This is a genomic window from Micromonospora sp. NPDC005171 (genome assembly GCF_040608575.1).
Classification (GTDB): domain Bacteria; phylum Actinomycetota; class Actinomycetes; order Mycobacteriales; family Micromonosporaceae; genus Micromonospora.
Genome location: NZ_JBEXIM010000030.1, coordinates 40598 through 63227 on the forward strand (window position 1 = coordinate 40598; position 22630 = coordinate 63227).

Annotated in this window: 20 protein-coding genes; 14 read left to right on the forward strand and 6 right to left on the reverse strand. The window is 72.5% G+C overall.

Annotated features, from left to right (window positions below; all coding sequences use genetic code 11):
- Positions 1-39 precede the first annotated feature (39 nt).
- Both ABZU74_RS26095 and ABZU74_RS26100 read left to right on the forward strand, forming a co-directional pair.
- On the forward strand, positions 40-471 hold the full coding sequence (locus tag ABZU74_RS26095) for a MarR family winged helix-turn-helix transcriptional regulator (protein ID WP_355428853.1): 432 nt from the start codon (positions 40-42) through the stop codon (positions 469-471).
- Positions 472-617: 146 nt separating this feature from the next.
- The gene (locus ABZU74_RS26100) at positions 618-2402 is read left to right on the forward strand and encodes an N-acetylglutaminylglutamine amidotransferase (protein WP_355428856.1); all 1785 of its coding nucleotides are present in this window, start codon (positions 618-620) and stop codon (positions 2400-2402) included.
- A gap of 26 nt (positions 2403-2428) precedes the next feature.
- Here ABZU74_RS26100 and ABZU74_RS26105 read toward each other — a convergent pair whose 3' ends face one another.
- The 3 genes from ABZU74_RS26105 to ABZU74_RS26115 all read right to left on the reverse strand — a co-directional run bounded on the left by ABZU74_RS26105 (position 2429) and on the right by ABZU74_RS26115 (position 5194).
- Positions 2429-3559 carry a glutamate--cysteine ligase gene (locus tag ABZU74_RS26105; protein ID WP_355428859.1) on the reverse strand — a complete coding sequence of 377 codons (1131 nt, stop codon included), beginning with the start codon at positions 3557-3559 and terminating at the stop codon, positions 2429-2431.
- 67 nt (positions 3560-3626) lie between these two features.
- Positions 3627-4835: an RNA polymerase sigma factor gene (locus ABZU74_RS26110; RefSeq protein ID WP_355428862.1), complete on the reverse strand. Its 1209-nt coding sequence runs from the start codon at positions 4833-4835 to the stop codon at positions 3627-3629.
- Between the two features lie 2 nt (positions 4836-4837).
- Complete coding sequence (locus ABZU74_RS26115; RefSeq protein ID WP_355428865.1) at positions 4838-5194, reverse strand: YciI family protein; 357 nt, start codon at positions 5192-5194, stop codon at positions 4838-4840.
- Positions 5195-5539: 345 nt separating this feature from the next.
- Here ABZU74_RS26115 and ABZU74_RS26120 point away from each other — a divergent pair, with 345 nt between their 5' ends.
- Entirely contained in the window at positions 5540-6862 is a 1323-nt protein-coding gene (locus ABZU74_RS26120) for an FAD-dependent oxidoreductase (RefSeq protein WP_355428867.1), read from the forward strand.
- A 107-nt stretch (positions 6863-6969) separates the two neighbouring features.
- Here the strand turns inward: ABZU74_RS26120 and ABZU74_RS26125 are convergent, their stop codons facing one another.
- Positions 6970-9603, reverse strand: coding sequence for a discoidin domain-containing protein (locus ABZU74_RS26125; protein WP_355428870.1), 2634 nt, complete (start codon positions 9601-9603; stop codon positions 6970-6972).
- 228 nt (positions 9604-9831) lie between these two features.
- On the reverse strand, positions 9832-11031 hold the full coding sequence (locus ABZU74_RS26130) for an ROK family transcriptional regulator (protein ID WP_355428872.1): 1200 nt from the start codon (positions 11029-11031) through the stop codon (positions 9832-9834).
- A 236-nt stretch (positions 11032-11267) separates the two neighbouring features.
- Between ABZU74_RS26130 and ABZU74_RS26135 the strand changes: the two genes are divergently transcribed.
- The 5 genes from ABZU74_RS26135 (at position 11268) to ABZU74_RS26155 (ending at position 16645) form a co-directional block, all read left to right on the forward strand.
- Entirely contained in the window at positions 11268-12566 is a 1299-nt protein-coding gene (locus ABZU74_RS26135; protein ID WP_355428875.1) for a sugar ABC transporter substrate-binding protein, read from the forward strand.
- A gap of 70 nt (positions 12567-12636) precedes the next feature.
- Positions 12637-13629 (forward strand): sugar ABC transporter permease, encoded by a 993-nt coding sequence (locus tag ABZU74_RS26140; protein ID WP_355428877.1) that lies wholly within the window; start codon positions 12637-12639, stop codon positions 13627-13629.
- Positions 13622-14461 carry a carbohydrate ABC transporter permease gene (locus ABZU74_RS26145; protein WP_130401223.1) on the forward strand — a complete coding sequence of 280 codons (840 nt, stop codon included), beginning with the start codon at positions 13622-13624 and terminating at the stop codon, positions 14459-14461. The genes ABZU74_RS26140 and ABZU74_RS26145 overlap by 8 nt, the downstream gene beginning before the upstream one ends.
- Positions 14462-14490: 29 nt before the next feature.
- Complete coding sequence (locus ABZU74_RS26150; RefSeq protein WP_355428880.1) at positions 14491-15867, forward strand: GH1 family beta-glucosidase; 1377 nt, start codon at positions 14491-14493, stop codon at positions 15865-15867.
- A 109-nt stretch (positions 15868-15976) separates the two neighbouring features.
- Positions 15977-16645, forward strand: a complete 669-nt coding sequence (locus ABZU74_RS26155) for a TMEM175 family protein (RefSeq protein ID WP_355428883.1) — start codon at positions 15977-15979, stop codon at positions 16643-16645.
- Here ABZU74_RS26155 and ABZU74_RS26160 read toward each other — a convergent pair.
- Positions 16605-17213 (reverse strand): NTP transferase domain-containing protein, encoded by a 609-nt coding sequence (locus ABZU74_RS26160; RefSeq protein WP_355428886.1) that lies wholly within the window; start codon positions 17211-17213, stop codon positions 16605-16607. The genes ABZU74_RS26155 and ABZU74_RS26160 overlap by 41 nt on opposite strands.
- A 123-nt stretch (positions 17214-17336) precedes the next feature.
- Here ABZU74_RS26160 and ABZU74_RS26165 point away from each other — a divergent pair, with 123 nt between their 5' ends.
- The 6 genes from ABZU74_RS26165 to ABZU74_RS26190 all read left to right on the forward strand — a co-directional run bounded on the left by ABZU74_RS26165 (position 17337) and on the right by ABZU74_RS26190 (position 22561).
- Complete coding sequence (locus ABZU74_RS26165) at positions 17337-17852, forward strand: 2Fe-2S iron-sulfur cluster-binding protein (protein WP_355428915.1); 516 nt, start codon at positions 17337-17339, stop codon at positions 17850-17852.
- Entirely contained in the window at positions 17849-18832 is a 984-nt protein-coding gene (locus ABZU74_RS26170; RefSeq protein WP_355428889.1) for a xanthine dehydrogenase family protein subunit M, read from the forward strand. Before ABZU74_RS26165 ends, ABZU74_RS26170 begins: the two co-directional genes overlap by 4 nt.
- Positions 18829-20919 (forward strand): xanthine dehydrogenase family protein molybdopterin-binding subunit, encoded by a 2091-nt coding sequence (locus ABZU74_RS26175; RefSeq protein WP_355428892.1) that lies wholly within the window; start codon positions 18829-18831, stop codon positions 20917-20919. The genes ABZU74_RS26170 and ABZU74_RS26175 overlap by 4 nt, the downstream gene beginning before the upstream one ends.
- A gap of 28 nt (positions 20920-20947) precedes the next feature.
- Entirely contained in the window at positions 20948-21313 is a 366-nt protein-coding gene (locus ABZU74_RS26180; protein WP_355428895.1) for a metalloregulator ArsR/SmtB family transcription factor, read from the forward strand.
- Positions 21313-21954 (forward strand): SRPBCC family protein, encoded by a 642-nt coding sequence (locus ABZU74_RS26185; protein ID WP_355428898.1) that lies wholly within the window; start codon positions 21313-21315, stop codon positions 21952-21954. The genes ABZU74_RS26180 and ABZU74_RS26185 overlap by 1 nt, the downstream gene beginning before the upstream one ends.
- A 91-nt stretch (positions 21955-22045) precedes the next feature.
- On the forward strand, positions 22046-22561 hold the full coding sequence (locus tag ABZU74_RS26190; protein WP_355428901.1) for an NUDIX domain-containing protein: 516 nt from the start codon (positions 22046-22048) through the stop codon (positions 22559-22561).
- Positions 22562-22630 lie beyond the last annotated feature (69 nt).

The following is a 22630-nucleotide window of genomic DNA, read 5'->3' on the forward strand; positions in this document are numbered from 1 at the left end:
TCATGAGGTAGCAACCACATCTCCTGCTACCGTATTCCGGTGACCGAGCACACCGTCGACAGCGCGGACGACGAGAGCCTGGCGGAGACGTTCTGGGCGGTGGCGTCCCGGCTGCGCCGGCAGACCCGCGACTCACTGGCGCCCTGGGATGTCACCCCCAGCCAGTCCCGGGCCCTCGGCGTGCTGGCCCGGCACGGCGAGGTGCGCCCCGGCACCCTCGCCGAGCACCTGCGCATCGCGCCCCGCTCGGCGACCGAGGTCGTCGACGACCTCCAGACCCGGGGGCTGGTCGAGCGCCGACCCGACCCGGCCGACCGGCGGGCCACCCTTGTCGCGCTCACCGAGGAGGGCGACCGGGTCAGCACCGCCATCCGGGCCGCGCGTCGGGCCGAGGCCGACCGCTTCTTCGGCCACCTCAACGACACCGACCGCACCGAGCTGGCCCGCATCCTGCGCACCCTGCGCGGCTGAGCCGGACGCGCGGGATCACCTGCGCGTTTGCCCGCCTGATGCTCGGGTAGCCAGCGGCCCCGTTCCCACCGCGGGCCCCGCCACCACCAGTCGGGGAGACCTGACAGGAGGGCCATGTCTGCCCTGAACCAGCACCGCCTCGCCTGATGTGCGGGATCAGCGGGGAGGCGCGATTCGACGGCCACTCGCCCGACGCGGCGGCGGTCACCCGGATGACCGAGGCGATGCGCTCACGCGGCCCGGACGACGAGGGCCTGTTCACCGACGGTTGGGTGACCCTCGGGCACCGCCGGCTGACAATCATCGACCTGTCCGAGGCGGGCGGGCAGCCGATGGTCCGCGACGACCTGGGCCTGGCGTTGGTCTTCAACGGCTGCATCTACAACTACCCGGAGCTGCGCGAGGAGCTGCGCCGGGCCGGGTACGCCTTCCACTCCACCAGCGACACCGAGGTGATCCTGGTGGCGTACGCGCACTGGGGTGAACGTTTCGTCGACCACCTGGTCGGCATGTTCGCGATCGGGCTGGTCGACCGGGCCCGGCGGCGGCTGATCCTGGCCCGCGACCGGCTCGGCATCAAACCGCTCTACCTCGCCGAGACACCGGGGCGGCTGCGGTTCGCCTCCACCCTGCCCGCGCTGCTGCGGGCCGGCGACGTCGACACCGGCGTCGATCCGGTGGCGCTGCACCACTACCTGTCCTGGCACTCCATCGTGCCCGCGCCGCGCACCGTGCTGCGCGGCGTGCGCAAGCTGCCACCGGCCACCCTGCGGGTGATCGAGGCGGACGGGCGCAGCCGCGAGGAGGTCTACTGGCGACCCGACTACGTGCGGGAGCCCGCCGACGCGGGGATGGACGCCGCCGACTGGCGGGCCGCGATCGGCGACGCGCTGCGCTCGGCGGTACGCCGACGGCTGGTCGCCGACGTGCCGGTGGGGGTGCTGCTCTCCGGCGGACTGGACTCCAGCCTCATCGTGGCGCTGCTCGCCGAGGCCGGCCAGCAACACCTACGCACGTTCAGCATCGGTTTCGACAGCCGCGACGGCGAGTCCGGCGACGAGTTCCACTACTCGGACCTGGTGGCCCGCGCGTACGACACGGACCACCATCGGATCCGACTGGCCGACGACGACCTGGTGCCCGCCGTCCGACGGGCCGTGCTGGCGATGACCGAGCCGATGGGCAGCCACGACGTGGTCGCCTTCCACCTGCTCTCCGAGCAGGTGGCGCAACACGTGAAGGTGGCCCAGTCGGGGCAGGGCGCCGACGAGGTGTTCGCCGGCTACGGCTACCACCAGCCGCTGGTCGAGGCGCCCCGGCACGGCGCCGCCGAGACGTTCGCAACCGCGTTCTTCGACCGAGACCACGACGAGCTGCGCCGCATCGTCGGCCCGGCGTACGCGCTGGAGCACGACGCCAGCCGGGACCTGATCACCGGGCACCTCGCCGCGCCCGGGGCGCAGACCGCGCTGGACGCCGTGCTGCGCCTGGACACCCACCTGATGCTCCCCGACGACCCGGTCAAGCGGGTGGACAGCATGAGCATGGCGTGGGGTCTGGAGGTGCGCACGCCCTTCCTCGACCAGGACCTGGTCACCCTGGCCGCGCACTGCCCGCCGGAGCACAAGGTCGCCCAGGGCGGCAAGGGTGTGCTCAAGGAGGTCGCCCGGGAGGTGCTGCCCGCCGAGGTGATCGACCGGCCCAAGGGCTATTTCCCGGTGCCGGCGCTGCGCAACGTGGACGGCCCGGTGCGCGAGCTGGTCGCCGAGGCGTTGCAGGCGCCGGCCGCGCGGGAGCGGGGGCTGTTCCGCCCGGAGTACGTGGCCCACCTGCTCACCGAGCCGGACCGGGCCGAGGCGGCGGCCGGCAGCAACAAGCTGTGGCAGCTCGGCCTGCTGGAGCTGTGGCTCCAGACCCACGACATCCGCTGAACCCCCGGGTCCGCTGCGGCTCGGGGTCAGCCGGTGGCCGTACGGGTGATCAGGTCGTCGAGGACCGCGCGCAGGTCCCCGGCGCGCTCCAGCACCTGCCGCTGCCGGGCGGCGCCGGTGCCGTCGCGGCGCAGCCGGGCCAGCTGGGCCAACACGTACCCGAGGTCGCCGTGGCGCAGCAGGGCCGGGGCGATCACCGCCATCAGCTCGTCAACGAGTGCCCAGGCGGGTCGGGTGCCACCGGCACGCAGGTCGATCAGCTCGCCGTCGAGACCGTCGTGGGCGGCCCGCCAGTGCGCCGCGGCCACCAGGCAGTCCCGCACGTCCGGGGCGCTCACCCCGGCGCGTACCTCGTCGGCGAGGGTAGCCACGAGGGACCGGACCAGGGCGGCGACCAGCACCGCGTCGTCCACCTCGGTACAGACGTCACCGACCCGCACCTCCACTGTCGGGTAGGCCGACGACGGGCGGGCGTACCAGTAGACCATTGCCGCGTCGAGCATGATGCCGGCGGCGATCAGCTGGTCGACGGTGCGGTCGTAGTCGGCGGCGGAGTCGAAGTACGGCGTCGGTCCGATGCTGGGCCAGCGTTCCAGTTGCATCGAGCGCCAGCTGGCATGCCCGGTGTCGTACCCGTCGTGCAGCGGCGAGTTGGTGGTGATCGCCTGCACCACCGGCAGCCACACCCGCAGGTGGTTGCAGACCTGCACTGCCAGTTCCCGGTCGGGCAGCCCGACGTGCACGTGGCAGCCGCACACCGCCGGGTCGTGCGCCACCGGCCCGTACCGACGTGACATCGCGTGGTAGCGCGGTTCGTCGGGGACCGTCCGGTGCGGTTCGGCCACCGGGGTGGCGCCGACCGCCACCAGCCGGGCCCCGGCCGCCGTGGCGGCCTCGGCGGCGGAGCGGCGCAGCGCCACCAGGTGGTCGCGCAGTTCGGCGAGGTCGGCGCAGACCGGGGTGACCATCTCCACCATGCTGTGCCGGAACTCCTGCCGGCTCTGGTCCCGGGCGGGTCCGCGCAGCGCGGCGAGCACCTGGTCGGCTACCGGCAGGTTCCGGCCGCTGTCCGGGTCGAGCAGCAGGTACTCCTCCTCCACGCCGAGTGTGAGGGTGGACAGGTCGGGTGCGGTGTCGACAGCGGTCCGGTACGCCATGACCCCTCCCATCCCCTGCTGCGGCCGGGTGCCTCGGGTTCCCGGCCGGCCCTGCGGCAAACGCCCCTCAGGGCATCGCCAGGGCCGTCGCGCGTGCGGTGAGAAAGGCCCGTTCGGCAGCGTTGTCCGTCAGGGCGACAGCCGTCCGGTACGCCTCGACGGCCTCCCCGCCCCGGCCCAGGCGGGCCAGCAGGTCGGCCCGGACCACGTGGTAGACGTGGTAGCCGGCCAGGTCGAGGCGGTCCACCTCGGCCAGCGCCACCGCCGCGCCGGACAGCTCGGCGAGCGCGACGGCCCGGTTCAGCGCCACCACCGGGCCGGGGGCGACCACCGTCAGCTGGTCGTACAGCGCAAGGATCTGCGCCCAGTCGGTGTCGGCGGTGCGCCTCGCGGCGCTGTGCACGGCGGCGATCGCGGCCTGGATCTGGTACGGGCCGGGGCGGTCACGCCGCAGGCAGCGGCGGACCAGCGCCTGTCCTTCGGCGATCAGCTCGGTGTCCCACCGGCCCCGGTCCTGCCGGGGCAACGGAACGAGGTCGCCGGCGGCGGTGGTCCGCGTGGCACGACGGGACTCGGTGAGCAGCATCAGCGCGAGCAGGCCGACCGCCTCCGGTTCGTCCGGCATCAGCTCCGCCAGCAGCCTGGTCAAACGGATCGCCTCGGCGCACAGCTCGACGCGGACCAGGTGCGGGCCCTCGCTGGCCGTGTACCCCTCGTTGAAGATCAGGTAGAGCACCGCGAGGACGCCGTACAGTCGGTCGGGCAGGTCGGCGTCGCGGGGCACCCGGTACGGGATCCCGGCATTGCGGATCTTCGACTTGGCGCGGACCAGCCGCTGTGCCATGGTCGGCTCGGGCACCAGGAAGGCTCGGGCGATCTCGGCGGTGCTCAGGCCGCCGAGCAGCCGCAGGGTGAGGGCGACCCGGGCGCTCGGGGCGAGCGCCGGATGGCAGCAGGTGAAGATCAGCCGTAGCCGGTCGTCGCGCACGGGTCCCTCCTCGACGGGTTCGTCGGCGGCGAACAGCAGGACCGCCTGGACGTGCCGGTCGGGCCGAGACGCCTCCCGCCGCAGCCGGTCGATGGCCAGGTTGCGGGCGGTGGTGATGATCCAACCGGCCGGGCTGGGCGGCGGGCCGGTGGTCGGCCACCGCGTTACCGCGGTGGCGAAGGCCTCCTGGACGGCCTCCTCGGCGAGGTCGATGTCGCCGAGGAGGCGAACCAGGACGGCGACCGCGCGCCCGTACTCCGCGCGGAACACCGCCTCCACGTCGGGCACTATCAGTCTCCGGCCCCACCCTGGAAGGGGCGGACCTCGATCGGCAGCGTGGTCGCCAAGGCGTAGCGGCGGCCCCAGTCCAGGGCGGCGTCCAGGTCCGGCACGTCGATGATGGTGATGCCGCCCAGGTACTCCTTGCCCTCCACGAACGGTCCGTCGGTGATCAGCACCTCGCCGTCGCGCGGGCGCAGCACGGTTGCGGTCTCCGGGCCGTGCAGGCCCTGCCCGAAGACCCACGACCCGGTGGACGCCAGCTCGTTGCGCAGCTCGCCGAGCTGACGCATCACCCCGGCCAGGAACTCCGGCTCAGGTGGCAGCTCGCCCTGGGGTTGGTGAATGCTGAGCAGGTACAACGTCATCGTTCCTCCTCGCGGGGCGGCCGGCCTCTCGCCGACCTCTCATCCTCCATACGATCGGCAGCCGCCCCAATCGACAGGTCGGCAGAAACTTTTCGGCGCCCGCCTCGACCCCGGCGCCCTTTGCTCTGCACCCGCGGAGGCGACGGGTGCGCTCGGCGCCCGACCCGACCCGGCCCGAGGGTGGCGCCCCCTTTGCTCTGCACCCGCCGAGGCGACGGGAGCGCAGGGCCGGGTGTCGCATCGGCGGGTGCAGAGCAAAGGACGAAGGACAGGTGGGTGTCCCCCCGCCCGGGCCGCGACCGGAACAGGTAGTCATGCCCGCGCCGGTTGCGGGTAGACCCCGGTGTGGTCGACGGCTTGCGGGTGGTCGTGGTCGGTGCTGGCTTTTCCGGTCTCGCGGCCGCGCTGGCGCTGAGCCGCGCCGGCGCCCAGGTTCGCGTGCTGGAGGCCCGCGACCGGGTGGGCGGTCGGGTGCTGACCCGATGGCTGCCCGAGCTCACGCAACTCGACCTGGGGGCCGAGTGGATCGGCCCGACCCAGGACCGGATGTACGCCCTGGTCGCCGAGCACGGGCTGGCCACCTTCGCCTCGGCCTCGGTCGGCGCGCCCACACTGCTCTGGGCCGGTGCGCCCCGGGCCGAGCCGCCGGCGCAGGTCGGCCGGGTGCTCGGCCTGCTCGACGAGTACGCCGCACGACTGGACCCGGACGCGCCCTGGGCGACGCCGGAGGCCGCACTGTGGGACCGGACGACCCTCGGTGGGTGGCTCGCCGCCACGGCCGGGGACGACGTCACCGCCGACTACCTGGGGCGGGTGCTCGCCGGCGGGCTGCTGGCCACCGGTGCGGACGAGTTGTCCCTGTTGCACCTGCTGTTCTACCTGCGCAGCGCCGGCGGGACCGACCTGTTGCTGGGGATGGCCGGCGGCGCGCAACAGGACCGGATCGTGGGCGGGCCGCCAGCTCTGGCGGAGCGGATGGCCACCGCCCTGCCGCCGGGGACGGTGACGCTGGCCGCTCCGGTCCGGGCCATCGAACAGACCGTCGACGGCGCGACCGCGTGGACCGACACCGGGCGCATCGACGGCGACGCCGTGGTGGTCGCGCTGGCCCCGGCGCTGGCCGGCCGGATCCGGTACGACCCGCCGCTGCCCCCGGTGCGGGACGGCCTCACCCAGCGCATGCCGATGGGTTCGGCGCTGAAGGTGCACGCCGTCTACCCGGAGCCGTTCTGGCGTGCCGACGGGCGCTCCGGGGTGGCCACCACCAGCGCCGGTCCGCTCACCGAAACTGTCGACAACTCCACCCCGACGTCGCCGCTCGGGGTGCTGACCGGCTTCAGCTACTCCACCGACGCCGCCACGCTGCGCGGCATGTCCCCCGCGCGGCGTCGGCGATGCCTGCTGGAGGCGTTCGCCAGCGTGGTCGGGCCACAGGCCGTGGACCTGGTGGACCTCGTCGAGTACGACTGGTCGGCCGACGAGTGGACCCGCGGCTGTTTCTCCGGTGCGCTCACCCCGGGCACCTGGCGGGCGTACGGCCCGCACCTGCGGGCGCCGGTGGGGCGGGTGCACTGGGCGGGAACCGAGACGGCCACCCGCTGGAGTGGCTACCTGGAGGGCGCGGTGCGCGCCGGTGAACGGGCGGCTGCCGAGGTGCTGGCCGGCTGAGCGGCACGACCGCAGCCGGCCCGGTCTCGGCGGGACCGGGCCGGCCACGGCCCTGGGTGCTACCCGGCCGACCGGTCACAGAGGACCGGCCGGCGCGGGCGCCCCGGTCAGGGGTAGGTGGTCAGGTACACCGTCTGGTTGGCCGCGTTCGCGGTGCCACCGGCGTTGTTGATCACCCGATTGATGGTGCCGACGCCACCGAGCGAGACGGTGACCATGTTCGTGAAGCGCACGTTCGGGTTGGTGGGCACCTCGAAGGACCGTTCCTCGACCACCGCTGGGTTGACGTTGAAGTAGCTGTAGCTCCCCAGCCCGAACGCCTGGTGGCTGGTAACCGAATCGGCCACCTTGTACGCGGCGTAACCCCGGGTCGACCCGTTCATCCAGGCCGCCTGGTTCGGCACGTCGTAGGGCAGTTCGTTCTGGTAGAAGTACGTCCGCCCGCCGTTGCCGTTCCAGATGGTCTGGTACTTCTGGTAGTGCTCGACGAAGAGGCCGTACATGGTGACGTTGTCGCCGTTGACGGTGAGCCCGGTGTCGGCGGTGTTCAGCGTCCACCCGGTGGGTACGCCGCTGGCGGCGTGGTCGGCCCGCCACAGCCACATGTGGTCGCCGATCACGTTGTCGCTGTTGACGGTCAGCGTGTTCGTGGCCTTGCCGACGTGCGGCCCGCCGATGCGGAAGAACACGTCGTGCAGCGACGTCGGGTTGGTGGCGTGGCTCGCCGACGAGCCGGACGGCCCGACCTCCATCAGCACCGGAGAGTTCGTGGTGCCGGCCTCGAACATGAGGCCGGCCACCTTCACGCCGTCCACATCTGCCACCCGCATCCCCACGCTGCCGTTGTCGGCCTGGATGGTGGCCAGGCCGAGGCCGAGGATCACCGTGTCGGCCCGGTTGACCTGGATCGGCTCGGTGACGTGGTGCACGCCCGGGGTGAAGAGCAGGTGCCGCCCCTGGGCGAGGGCCGCGTTGATGGTCGCGGCGCTGGTGCCGGGCTGGACCACGAAGAACTGCGACAGCGAGATGGACGAGCCGGCCGGGGTCTTGTTGTACCAGCTGGTGCCGGTGGAGTTGGTGCGCAGCGCCGGCACGAAGACCCGGTACTCGCCGCTGCCGTCGACGTAGAGGAACGGCTTCTCGCGGACCTGCGGGGTCTGGGCGATGACCGTGTGCGAGGGGTTGGGGAAGCTCGGCGCCGGCGCGCCGACGACGCCCTGGAAGACCATGTTCCAGACCGAGCCGGTCCAGCCGTTGCCGAACTCGCTGTTGCGCGAGTACCACTGCTGCTGCGAGCCGGAGACGACCAGGCCGTCGATGCGGGTGTCGGCGATCAGACCGCCGCTGGACCAGCCGTCGCCGCCGTTCCAGAGTTGGATCTGGTTCTGCGCGCCGCGCAGGTGCATCCGTCGGTACGGCGCGGCCTGGGACACCGCCCACCGCTCGACGGTCTGGCCGGCGGGCAGGGTGACCGAGAGGTTCTCGGCGGCCCGCCAGAAGTTCTGGGTGGCGTTGCCGCCCATCCAGAACGCCTCGGTGCGGACGTGGCCGTTGAGGTTGACGTCGTCGGGGCTCATGCCGAGGCCGGCGACCTGGGTGAAGAAGCCGAGGTTGACGTCGGCGGTGTAGGTGCCGGGCTTGAACAGCACCGCGTAGCGCTGCGGGCCGAACTGGTTGGTCTCCTGCTGGGTGAAGAGGGTGTTCAGTCGACTCTGGATGGTCGACGTCGGCGTGCTCGGGTCGAAGACGAAGGTGTTCGGCCCGAGGTTCGGGTTGTACGGGTCGGTCGTGCCGGCCGGCGGTTCGGTGGTGCCGCCGGTGGTGTTCACCGCCAGCTCCCAGAGCGAGTAGCCGTACGCGGTGGCCCGGGCGGTGCCGTACATCCGCAGGTAACGGCCACTGCCGGTGACGGTGAGGTTCTGCGTGCCGCCGGTGCCCGTGGTGGTCGAGTAGATGGTGGTCCAGGTGGACCCGTCGGCCGAGGTCTGGAGCTGGAAGGCCCGGGCGTACGCGGCCTCCCAGGTGAGCGTCACCCGGCAGATGGTGCGGGTGCTGCCGAGGTCGACGCGCAGCCACTGCGGGTCGCTGGCGGCGCTGGCCCAGCGGGTGCCCGGGTTGCCGTCGACGGCTGCGGACGCGGCGAGGCCGGCGTCCTGGGTGGACGAGGCGGTCGCCGGGCTGCCCTGCGCGACGTTGGTGCTGCCGCAGGTGGGCGTGCTGCCGCCGGTCTCGCCGTACACCTGGAACTCCCAGAGCGAGTAGCCGTAGCCGGTGCCCCGGGCGGTGCCGTTCATCCGGACGTAGCGGCCGGCGCCGGTGACGGTGAGGTTCTGGGTGCCGCCGGTGCCGGTCGTGGTCGAGTAGATCGTCGTCCAGGTCGCCCCGTCGTCGGAGGTCTGCAGCTGGAAGGCCCGGCCGTAGGCGCCTTCCCAGAGCAGGTTGACCTGGCTGATGGTGGCCCGGGCGCCCAGGTCGACCTGGAGCCACTGCGGGTCGCTGAACGCGCTGGCCCAGCGGGTGCCGGTGTTGCCGTCGACGGCGGCGGAGGCCGGGGTGCCGGCGTTCTCGCTGGAGGAGGCGGTGGCGGGGCGGCCCTGGGACAGCAGGGTGGGCGCGGCCTGCGCGGGCGCGGTGGCCACGGCAGGGGTGAGCGCCGCGACCAGGGCCACGGTGAGCCCGACGAGCAGGTGCCGGACGGCCCTTCGAGGACGCGGGCGTGCGGATGTTGCATGAGATGTCATGACATCGCCTGTCGATAGGGGGTTACGGGGGGTGCCGCGCGGATGGGATCGGCTCGCCCCGTGGCGCCGTGGGTGGTGCCGCCGATGCGGCGTCGCGGGTCGGAGAGCGCTCTCGTAGGAGTGTTGCGGCGAGATTGCGACGGCGTCAAGACATCGATCTATAACTTCGTTATTTATCCCGAGGATTCTTTTTGGGTAATTTGCCGACGGCTGCGGAGTCGCGCCTCGTCAGCGGCGGACGCCACCCTCGGTGAGGAAGCGGGCGATCGGGAGGGTGGCCGCGCCCAGCGCCACCGCGTCCACCCCGAGCCGGCACAGCTCGATCGACGCCTGCTCGTACGGTTGGCGCAACGCCTGCCGGCCGGCCGCCTCCCGCACGGCCGGCAGCAGGTCGCCCAGCGCCATCGCCGCCCAGCCGCCGAGCACCACGCGCTCCGGGTTGAACAGGTTGATCAGGTTGGCCACCCCGGCGCCGAGGTAGCCGGCGGTGTCGTCCAGCACCCGGCGGGCGGTCACCGAGGTCTCGGCCGCGGCGACGAGCGCGGCGATCTGGGACTCCTCGTCCTCACCCGGCACCGCTCGACCCCGGCGCGCCTCCCGGTAGCGGTCGATGATCGCCTCCGCCCCGACGTACGCCTCCAGGCAGCCGCGCGCGCCGCACCGGCAGGCCCGGCCGCCGTACACCAGTGTGGTGTGCCCCCACTCCCCCGCGCTGCTGGACGCGCCCCGGTAGGTGGCGCCGTTGGTCACCACCGACGCGCCCACCCCGGAGCCGACGAGCGCGAAGACGGCGTGCCGGGCGCCCCGGCCGGCGCCGAACCACATCTCGGCCTGGCCGAGGGTCTTCGCGCCGTTGTCGATGTGCAGCGGCAGGTCGGTGCCGGCGCCGATCAGCCGTTCCAGCGGCACCCGGTCCCAGCCGAGGGCCTGGGCGTGCACGACGGCCTCGGCGCCCTGCTCGACCACGCCGGAGACGCCGATGCCGACGCCGAGCACGTCGCCGGGGGCCACCCCCGCCGAGCCGGTGACCGCGTCGATGCCGGCCAGCACGTGCCCGGCCACCAGGTCGGGCTCGGTCCGGGCCGGGTCGAGCGGGTACTCGACGCTGCCCAGCAGGGTCATCGCGAAGTCGAACAGCTCCACCCGGACCCGGGTCTCGCCGACGTCCACGCCGATCACGAAGGCGAAGCGGGGCGCGATCCGCAGCAGCATGCTGGGCCTGCCGCCGTCGGACTCGGCGGCGCCGGCCTCGGCGACCAACCCTTCGTCGATCATGTCGGCCACCACGTTGCTGACCGCGGGCTGGCTCAGCCCGGTGCTGCGCACCAGGTCCTGCCGGGTGAGCGGGCCGTCCAGGAAGAGCTTGGTCAGCAGGGCGGACCGGTTGCGCAGCCGCACGCTGCGGTTGGTGGCACGCGCCAGCTCCACTCGTCACCTCGTTCCGGTCGGCCGTTCGAGGCGACTGTAACCGCCTCGTGCTTGACGACCCACCTGCCAGCAACTTTAATGACGACATAAATTAAGCCGTGATGTAACTCCCGGGAAACGCCGACGGACCCCGACGGCGCACCCCCGAACCCTGTCCGCAGCCGGCCACCCGTCGCCCGACCCCTATCGGCGACGAAGGTCGGCGGACCCCCACCACGCACCGGAAGGGCTGACCCGTGTCGAGACGACACCTCGGGATATTCACCGCCGCCGTACTGGCGGCCGCCTCGCTGACCGCCTGCGGTGGCTCCGGCGACGACTCCGCCGCATCGCCCAAGACGCTCACCTACTGGGCCAGCAACCAGGGCGCCAGCCTGGAGGCCGACAAGACCATCCTCCAGCCGGAGTTGGACAAGTTCGAGAAGCAGACCGGGATCAAGGTCACCGTCGAGGTGGTCCCCTGGTCGGATCTGCTCAACCGCCTGCTGGCCGCCGCCGCCTCCGGCAAGGGCCCGGACGTGGTCAACATCGGCAACACCTGGTCGGCGTCGTTGCAGGCCACCGGCGCGCTCGTCGAGTTCGACGACGCCACCCTGCAGGCCGTCGGCGGCAAGGACCGGATCGTGCCCGCCGCGCTCGCCGCCGCCGGCGCCCCCGGCAAGCCGCCGGCCGCCGTGCCGCTCTACAGCATGGCGTACAGCCTGTACTACAACAAGAAGTCGTTCGCCGACGCCGGCATCACCGCACCGCCGACCACCTGGGAGCAGCTCGCCGAGTACGGCAAGAAGCTGAGCACCGGCGGCAAGTGGGGCCTGGCGATCGAGGGTGCCAACCCGTCGGAGAACGCCCACCACGCCTTCACCTTCAGCCAGCAGTACGGCGGCGAGTGGTTCGACTCGGCCGGCAAGCCGACCTTCGACACCCCGCAGAACGTCTCGGCGATCAAGCGGTACGTCGACTTCATGGCCGCCGACAAGATCACCAACCCGAGCAACGCCGAGTACGCGCAGAACCAGTCGGTCTCCGACTTCGCCAACGGCAAGGCCGCCATGCTGCTCTGGCAGTCCGCCGGGTCGAACCTGAAGACGCAGAACATGCCCGCCGACGCGTACGGGGTGGCCCCGGTGCCGTTCCTGGCCAGCCCGCCGGCCGGCGGCAAGAAGGTCAACAGCATGGTCGCCGGGATCAACATGGCGGTCTTCAAGCACACCAAGAACAAGGACGGCGCGCTGAACTTCGTCAAGTTCATGACGAGCGACGAGGAGCAGACGATCCTCAACAAGACGTACGGCTCGCTGCCGGCGGTGAAGACCGCGGCCTCCGACCCGGCGTTCAGCGCCACCGAGCAGAAGACCATCCAGGAGACCCTTGTCACCACCGCGGCCCCGCTGCCGCAGGTGCCCGACGAGAGCACCTTCGAGACCCTGGTCGGCACCGCGATGAAGGAGCTGTTCGCGGACGCGGCCAGCGGCAAGCCGGTCACCGAGGAGTCGGTGAAGGCCAAGCTGACCGACGCGCAGCAGAAGATGCGCTGACCGAGGCGTCACCGGTGGCCGTGGTCGGGCGCTGAGCCCGGCCACGGCCACCGCCTCCGAGAGGACCCCGATGGCAACCAGCACCACCGCGCCGGACGCCGACCGGCGCGAACCCCGGGCCGGGTCGCCGGCCCGGGGGCCGGCCCGCCGGCCCCGCGGCCCCCGCCGCTCGCTCCTGCCGTATCTGCTGCTCGCACCGGCCGTCGTGCTGGAACTCGCCATCCACGTGATCCCGATGGTGGTCGGGGTCTGGATGAGCCTGCTGGAGCTGACCCAGTTCCACATTCGCGACTGGTCCACCGCGCCCTTCGTCGGGCTGGAGAACTACCGGGCGACCCTCGACCTGAACAGCGCCGCCGGCAAGGAGCTGCTGCACTCGTTCTGGGTCACCCTGGCCTACAGCCTGCTCTCGGTCGGGTTCGCCTGGCTGCTCGGCATCTCGGCGGCGGTCGTCCTGCAACGGCCGTTCCGGGGCCGGGCGATCCTGCGGGCGCTCTTCCTCACCCCGTACGCGCTGCCGGTCTACGCCGCCGTGATCACCTGGAGCTTCCTGCTGCAACGCGACACCGGCCTGGTCAACCACGTGCTCGTGGACCAGCTCGGGCTGATGAACGATCGGCCGTTCTGGTTGATCGGCGACAACAGCTTCTGGTCACTGCTGGTCGTGTCGGTCTGGCGCAACTGGCCGTTCGCGTTCCTGTGCCTGATGGCCGGGCTGCAGAACGTGCCCGGCGAGCTGTACGAGGCCGCCGCGATCGACGGCGCCGGGTTCTGGCGCCGGCTGCGCTCGGTCACCCTGCCGATGCTGCGGCCGGTCAACCTGGTGCTGCTGCTGGTGCTGTTCCTGTGGACGTTCAACGACTTCAACACCCCGTTCGTGCTGTTCGGCGGCTCCGCGCCGGAGCAGGCCGACCTCATCTCCATCCACATCTACCGCAGCTCCTTCAAGACCTGGGACTTCGGCTCCGGGTCGGCGATGTCGGTGGCCCTGCTGCTGTTCCTGCTGGTCGTCTCGGCCGCCTACCTGCTGATCACCAACCGTCGGAGGGACGACCATGCGTGAGACCGCCGGTGAGCGCTGGGGCCGGCGCATCGTGCTGACCCTGCTCGCCCTCTTCGTCGTCATCCCGCTCTACGTGATGGTCACCTCGGCGGCAAAGCCGTTGCAGGACGTGCAGAACGGCTTCACCTGGTGGCCCAGCCGGCCCACCCTGCAACCGTTCGTCGACATGTGGAGCACCGTGCCGCTGGCCCGGTACCTGGTGAACAGCCTGGTGGTGTCGAGCATCGCGGCGGTCTGCTCGGTGGCGGTGGCCATCTTCGCCGCGTTCGCGGTGAGCCGGTACCGGTTCCGCGGTCGGGGTGTCTTCTCGGTGACGGTGCTGTCCACGCAGATGTTCCCCGGCATCCTGTTCCTGCTGCCGCTGTTCCTCATCTACGTCAACCTGGGCAACGCCACAGGCATCGAGCTGTACGCCAGCCGTACCGGCCTGGTCATCACGTACCTGACCTTCTCGCTGCCGTTCTCGATCTGGATGCTGGTCGGCTACTTCGACTCGATCCCCCGGGGCCTGGACGAGGCGGCGCAGGTCGACGGCGCCGGTCCGCTGCGCACCCTGTTCCAGGTCATCCTGCCGGCCGCCGTGCCCGGCGTCGTCGCGGTCACCGTGTACGCGTTCATGACCGCGTGGGGTGAGGTGCTCTTCGCGTCGGTGATGACCGACGAGGGCAGCCGCACCCTGGCCGTCGGCCTGCAGGGCTACTCCACCCAGTTCAACGTCTACTGGAACCAGATCATGGCTGCCTCGCTGGTGGTCAGCATCCCGGTCGTCGTCGGGTTCCTGGCCCTGCAGCGCTATTTCGTCGCCGGCCTCACCGCCGGCGCGGTCAAGTGAGTCATCCAACCCCAGAGGAGAACCGACCCGTGCCCGACCTGTCCAAGCTGCCACCCGACTTCCTCTGGGGTGTCGCCACGGCGGCGTACCAGATCGAGGGGGCCGTCGACGTCGACGGCCGGGCGCCGTCCATCTGGGACACCTTCTCGGCGACCCCCGGCAACGTCGACAACGGCGACACCGGCGCGGTGGCGTGCGACCACTACCACCGGTGGCCGGAGGACCTGGCGCTGCTGCGCCGACTCGGCGTGGACGCGTACCGGTTCTCGGTGGCCTGGCCCCGGGTGATGCCCGACGGCGTCGGGCGGGTCAACGCCGCCGGGCTGGACTTCTACGACCGGCTCGTCGACACGTTGCTCGCCGACGGGATCCGGCCGTTCGTCACGCTCTACCACTGGGACCTGCCGCAGGTCCTGCAGGACCGGGGCGGCTGGCCGGAACGCGCCACCGCCGAGGCGTTCGCCGACTACGCCGCGGTGGTCGCCGCCCGCCTCGGTGACCGGGTCGCCGACTGGTGCACTGTCAACGAGCCGCTCTGCGTGTGCTGGATCGGTCACCTGGACGGGAACATGGCCCCCGGCGAGCGGGACCTGACCCGGGCGGTGCACGCCTCGCACCACGTGCTGCTCGGGCACGGGCTGGCCACCCAGGCGATCCGGGCCAACGCCGCCCGGCCGGCCTCGGTGGGCCTGGTGCTCAACCTCAGCCCGATCGAGGCGGCGACCGACCGGCCCGAGGACGTCGCGGCGGCCCGCCGGGCCGACGGGCACGTCAACAGGTGGTGGCTGGACCCGATCCACGGGCGTGGCTACCCCGCCGACATGATCGCCACCTACGGGGTCGAGCCGCCGGTACGCGGCGACGACCTGGCGGTGATCGCCACGCCGACGGACTTCCTCGGGGTGAACTACTACTTCCGTCAGCTGGTGGTCGACGACCCGACCGGCGCGGCGCCGTACGCCCGGCAGGTGCCGGTGCCCGGCTCGGTGGAGACGGCGATGGGCTGGGAGATGTACCCGGCGGGCCTGGAACGGCTCCTCGTCGACGTGCACGAGGAGTACCGGCCGGGCCGGATCATCGTCACCGAGAGCGGCTCGGCGTGGCCGGACGAGGTCACCGCCGACGGCACGGTGGAGGACAAGGAGCGCACCGACCACCTGGAGCAGCACCTGGCCGCGTGCGCGTCGGCGGTGGCCCGAGGGGTTCCCCTGGACGGCTACTTCGTCTGGTCGCTGCTGGACAACTTCGAGTGGGCGTACGGCTACGACAAGCGCTTCGGGCTGGTGCACGTCGACTACACCACCCAGCGTCGGACGGTGAAGGCGAGCGGTCTGCGCTACGCCGAGGTGATCCGCGCCCACCAGCGGCTCGCCCGCGCGACCGGCACCGCGACGCCGGTGGCCTGAACGGGGGCGGCGCGAGCGGCCGCTCGGGGTGTCGACTCCGGGCGGCCGTTCCCGTCCCGATCGGCGGAAACCGCCACCGACCGCGTTGCCGAGTGGCTAGCCTGCGGCAATGTCCGCAGCACCCGACGAGGTCGAGCAGCCCGATCCGAAGGGGCGAATTTCCGCCACCGACCGGATGACGGCCTTCAGCGACGGCGTCTTCGCCATCGTCATCACGCTGCTGGTCATCGAGTTGCGGGTGCCCGAATACCACGAGGGCGAGCTGCTCACCGGTCTGCTCGGCGAGGGCGCCTCCTACCTGGCGTTCGTGGTGTCCTTCGTCTACATCGGGGTGCTCTGGCTCAACCACCACGCGCTGCTGCGGCTGATCCGCGGCACCACGCTCACGCTGAGCTGGATCAATCTCGGCGTGCTCTTCGGCGCGGTGATCATCCCCTTCCCCACCGCGGTGCTGGCGTCGGCGTTCACCCACGGCGACACCGACGACCAACGCGCGGCCGTCGCCCTGTACGCGCTGGCCGCGGCCCTGATGTCGGCTCCGTGGCTGGTGTTCTTCGGCTATCTGCACCGCCACCCGGCGCTGCTCGACTCTCGGGTGAGCCCCGAGTACGTGCGAATGCAGCGGCTGCGACCGGTCACCGGCCTGATCCTGTACGGGCTCAGCGGTCTGCTCGGCTGGTTCGTCAGTCCGCTGCTGGGCCTGATCGGCGTCATCGTCATGATCGCCTATCACGCGGTCACCAGCGAGGGGCTGCCCCGCTGGCTGACCCGTCGCTGAGCGGGCGAAGTCGGAGCAGGTCGGCCGGGGTGTCCACGTCGACCGGGGAGCCGACGTCGTCGCAGGGCACCTCGACCACCAGGTCCGGCCGGTCGCGAAGCAGGTCACGGGCGCCCCGGTCGCCCACGGCGTACCCGCTCAGCAGCGGCCAGGTCTCCCGGCCGAGCAGGATCGGGTGCCCGGGGCGGCCGGCGTAGGTGGCGACCGCGACGACCGCGCCACCGGCGTACGCCGCGCGCACCCGGCGCACCGCGACCGGGCTGAGCAGCGGCTGGTCGACCAGGACCACGACGACGGCCGGTACGTCGGCCGGTAGCGAGGCCAGGCCCCGCAGCAGCGACGAGCCCAGCCCGTCGGGCCAGCGGTCGTGCCGGACCGGCACCGCGCCGGGCAGGTCGGGCACCTCGTCGGCCTCCGCGCCGAGCACCACGTGCACGGGCGCGCAGCCGCCGTCGCGGAGCAGCCGGATCGCGCGCCGCACCAGCGGCTCGCCGTCCAGCTCCACCAGCGCCTTCGGGCGGCCGTAGCGCCGCCCGGCGCCGGCGGCCAGCAGCAGTCCGGCGGTCACCGTCGTCCTCCCGGGAGTGAAGAGCTTTGCGTTATTCGGACCAACATATGCCGATAAGGCTAGTCTGGCCCGGTGCAGGGCGGACCGGAGAACACGACGACCGACGAGCGCCACTCGTCCCGGCTGACGGTCGACGTCAACGGCACGCCCCGCGAGGTGACAGTGGACAACCGCACCACCCTGCTCGACACGCTGCGCGAACACCTCGACCTGACCGGGGCGAAAAAAGGCTGCGACCACGGCCAGTGCGGCTCCTGCACGGTGCTGCTGGACGGCCGCCGGGTGAAGAGCTGCCTGATCTTCGCGGTCACCGTGGACGGCCGGTCGGTGGTGACCGTCGAGGGCCTGGCCGGACCGGACGGGCTGTCCCCGTTGCAGGCCGCCTTCATCACGCAGGACGCGTTCCAGTGCGGCTACTGCACCCCCGGGCAGCTCTGCTCCGCCCGCGGCATGCTCGACGAGGTCTCCCGGGGTTGGCCCAGCGCTGTCACCGGCGACCTCAACGCGCCCGCCGAGCTGACCGACGCGGAGATCCGCGAGCGGATGGCCGGCAACCTGTGCCGCTGCGCCGCGTACCCGCACATCGTCGCGGCGGTGCGCGAGGCGGCGGGTGCCGGTGGGACGACGGTGGCGCGGTGAGGGCGTTCCGCTACCACCGGCCCGCCGACGTGGCCGAGGCGGTCGCCGTGCTGTCGGCCGAACCGCAGGCCGCCTACCTGGGTGGCGGAACCAACCTTGTCGACCTCATGAAGCTCGGGGTGCAACGCCCCGACGTGGTGGTGGACGTGACCGGGCTCCCGCTCGACAGCGTCGAGGAGGTGCCCGACGGCGGGCTGCGGATCGGCGCGACCGTCCGCAACAGCGACCTCGCGGCCCACCCGGTAGTGCGCCGCGACTACCCGGTGCTGGCCCGCGCCCTGCTCGCCGCCGCCTCCGGACAGCTGCGCAACATGGCCACCACCGGGGGCAACCTGTTGCAGCGCACCCGCTGCGTCTACTTCCAGGACACCGGCAAGGCCTGCAACAAACGGGAGCCGGGCAGCGGTTGCGCCGCCCTGCACGGCCAGAACCGCGACCTGGCGGTGCTGGACTGGTCCGAGCAGTGCGTGGCCACCCACCCGTCCGACCTTGCCGTCGCGCTGGCCGCCCTGGACACCGTGGTGGAGGTGCACGGGGCCGACGGGCCCCGGGACATCCCGATCGCCGAGCTCTACCGCTCCCCCGGCGCCCACCCGGAACGGGAGACCACCCTGGCCCGCGGCGCGCTGATCACCGCCGTCCGGCTACCGCCACTGCCGGCCGCGCGCCGCTCGACGTATCTCAAGGTGCGCGACCGGGCCTCGTTCGCCTTCGCCGCCGGCTCGGTGGCCGCGGTGCTCGACCTCGACGGGGACGTGGTCCGCGACGTGCGGCTGGCGTACGGGGCGGTGGCGCACCGGCCGTGGCGGGCGTACCGGGCCGAGGAGGAGTTGCGCGGCCGTCCGTTCAGCCCCGAGCTGGCGGCGCGGGCCGCCGACGCGGAGCTGGCCGAGGCGCGCCCGCTGCGGCACAACGGCTTCAAGCTGCCACTGACCCGGGCCATCACCGTGCGGGCGCTCACCGAACTGGCGTCGTCGTGAGCACCGGGGCGGTCGGACGGGCGTACCCCCGGTTGGAGGGCCCGGCGAAGGTCACCGGCACGGCCCGGTACGCGGTGGAATACCCGGTGGACGGGGTCACCTACGGGTGGGCGGTCCCGTCGGCCGTGGTGCGGGGCCGGATCACCCGGATCGACACGACGGAGGCGCTGGCGTCGCCCGGCGTGCTGGCCGTGGTGCACCACGGCAACGCGTCCCGGATGGCGCCCGGCCCGCAGCCGGAGCTGCGGCTGTTGCAGGCGCCGACGGTGCACTACCGGGGGCAGTACGTCGCCGTGGTGGTGGCCACCAGCCTGGAGGCGGCCCGCGAGGGCGCCCGACTGGTCCGGATCGACTACGACACCAGCCCGCACAGCACCGTGCTCACCGACGACCACCCCGGCCTGTACAAGCCGGACCAGGTCAACCCCAGCTATCCGACGGACACCGCCGAGGGCGACTTCGACGCCGGGTACGCGGCCGCCCCGGTGCGGGTGGACGTCACCTACCGGACGCCGGCGTACCACAACAACCCGATGGAGCCGCACGCCACCACCGCGCAGTGGCACGACGGGCAGCTCCTGGTGCACGACTCGACCCAGGGCGCGACGCCGGTGCACGCCACCCTCGCAGAGCTGTTCGAGCTGCCACCGGAGTCCGTCCGGGTCGTCGCCGAGCACGTCGGTGGCGGCTTCGGCAGCAAGGGGTACGCCAAGGCATCGGTGGTGCTGGCCGCTCTCGCCGCCCGGCACGTGGACCGCCCGGTCAGACTGGCGCTGACCCGCCAGCAGCTGTTCGGGCCGGTCGGCTACCGCACCCCCACCATCCAGCGGGTCCGCCTCGCCGCCGACACCGACGGCCGGCTCACCGCCATCTGCCACGACGCGGTCAGCCAGACCTCGACCATCCGGGAGTTCGCCGAGCAGACCGCCGTCTACACCCGCAGCATGTACGCCGCGCCGCACCGCCGCACCACGCACCGGCTGGTCCGCCTCGACGTGCCCACGCCGTTCTGGATGCGCGCCCCCGGCGAGTGCCCCGGCGCGTACGCCCTGGAGTCCGCTGTGGACGAACTGGCCATCGCCGTCGGCATCGACCCGGTGGAGCTGCGCATCCGCAACGACACCGCTGTCGACCCCGACCAGGGACGCCCGTTCACCAGCCGCAACGTGGTGGCCTGCCTCCGCGAGGGCGCAGAGCGGTTCGGCTGGGCCGGCCGTGATCCGTCGCCCCGTTCCCGGCGCGACGGACGTTGGCTGATCGGCACTGGGGTGGCGGGTTCGAGCTACCCGGCCCGGAACCGGCCGTCCTCGGCGACGGCAACCGCCCGGCCCGACGGGAGCTTCCTGGTCCAGATCAACGCCACCGACATCGGCACCGGCGCCCGGACGGCGATCTGGCAGGTGGCCGCCGACGCCCTCGGGGTGCCGCCGGAGCGGGTGGAGATCCGGATAGGTGACAGCCAGCTGCCGGCGGCGGCGCTGGCCGGCGGCTCGATGGGGACCGCCAGCTGGAGCTGGGCGGTGATCCGCGCCGCGCAGGCGCTGCGCGAGAAGCTGCGCGACGGCGGGCCGCCGACGGTTGAGGTGACCGCCGAGGCGGACACCACCGAGGAGGTGGGCGGGCAGCCCGCACTGCCCCGGTACGCGTACGGGGCGCAGTTCGTCGAGGTACGGGTCGACGCGGACACCGGCGAGGTACGGCTGAACCGGATGCTCGGGGTCTTCGCGGCCGGGCGGGTGGTGAACCCGACGACGGCGCGCAGTCAGCTCATCGGCGGCATGACGATGGGACTGTCGATGGCGCTGCACGAGGAGGGCCTGCTCGACGAGCGGTACGGCGACTGGGTCAACCACGACCTGGCCACCTACCACATCACCGGCTGCGCGGACGTGGAGTCCATCGAGGCGTACTGGTTGGACGAGCGGGACGACGAGCTGAACCCGGCCGGCGTGAAGGGCCTCGGCGAGATCGGCATCGTCGGCGCCGCGGCGGCGGTCGCCAACGCGGTGCACCACGCGACCGGCGTACGGATCCGGGAACTGCCGATCCGGCTGGACAAGCTCATCGGAGTATCAGACTTGGCTTAAATAAGCCATCGGTGATATAACTGTCGACGTGCACGCCTTCGACGTGCTGGGCGATCCGGTCCGGCGCCGCATCCTGGAGTTGCTCGCCGGTGGCGAGCAGACCGCCGGCGCGGTCAGCGCGGTCATCAGCGAGGAGTTCGGCATCTCCCAGCCCGCCGTGTCCCAGCACCTCAAGGTGCTACGCGACAACGGTTTCGCCACCGTGCGGCCGGAGGGCACCCGCCGGCTCTACGCGGTCGACCCACGCCCACTGCGCGAGGTCGACGGCTGGTTGGAGCACTTCCGCCGGTTCTGGACCCCACCCCTGGCGGCACTCGCCACCGAGCTGGCCCGGGGCCGACGCGAGCGTCGGCTGCGCGGGCCCGCCGACCCACCCGACGAGAGGAACACCTGATGTTCGACGCCACCGAGCAGATCAACGCCGTCCAACGGAAGGTCGGCAGCCGCACCCTGGAAGCCGGTGAGGCGCGGGTCACCACGATCAGCCAGACCTACCAGGCGACGGTCGAGGATCTGTGGGACGCCTGCACCAGCGCCGAGCGCATCCCGCGCTGGTTCCTGCCGATCTCCGGCGACCTGCGACTGGGCGGCCCGTACCAGCTCCAGGGCAACGCCGGCGGCACCGTCGAGAGCTGCGAGCCGCCGCACCGCTTCACCGCCACCTGGGAGATGGGCGGCGAGGTGAGCTGGATCGAGGTTCGCCTCACTTCAATCGACGACGAGCGGACCCGCTTCGAGCTGGACCACATCGCGCACGTCGACCAGGACCGGTGGGCCCAGTTCGGGCCGGGCGCGGTCGGTGTCGGCTGGGACCTCGGGCTGCTCGGCCTCGCCTCGCACCTGGCCGGCGACGGCAGCGGGATCACCCCGGAGCAGGGCGCCGAGTGGACCGCCTCCGACGAGGGTCGACGGGCCATGGAGCTGAGCAGCCAGCTGTGGTGCGAGGCGAGCATCGCCGCCGGCACCGACCCCGACGAGGCGAAGGCCGCCGCCGAACGCACCACCGCCTTCTACACGGGCGCCCCGGCGGCCTGAGCACGCAGCGGCGGCCGGGCGGCGAGGGCGGCTGGGCGGCGGGGGCGGCGACGCGGCGGTCTGAGTGGGCATCGGAGTAACGTGCTGCGGCATGACCGGCACGCCGTACTCGCACTGCTCCTACTGCGGCGCCGCCTACCCGGCGGCCGCCGGATGGCCGCGAGTCTGTGCGGTCTGCGGCGAGACCGTCTGGCGCAATCCGCTGCCGGTGGCGGTCGCGGTGCTGCCGGTCCGCACGGCCGAGGGCCTGGGCGTGGTGGTGGTCCGCCGGGACATCGAGCCGGCCCGCGGCCAGCTCGCGCTGCCCGGCGGCTTCATCGAGTACGGCGAGGAGTGGTCCGACGCGCTCGTCCGTGAGCTGCGGGAGGAGACCGGCCTGATCGCGGCGGGCGAGGATGCCCGCCTGTTCGCGGTGCACGGCGCACCCGCGGGCGGCACGATGATGGTCTTCGGAGTGCTGCCCGAGCGGGCGGCCGAGGAGCTGCCACCGTCGGCGCCGACCGAGGAGGCGACCGAGTGGTTGGTGCTCACCGACCCGGTCGAGCTGGCGTTCTCCACCCACACCCGGGTACTCGCCGACTTCCTCACCCCCGGCCGCCCCGCCTGACCCACCGCCTCGCCGCGCCTCACCCGCCACCGCCTCGCCCGACCGACCCCGCTGCCCCCAACGAGCGCA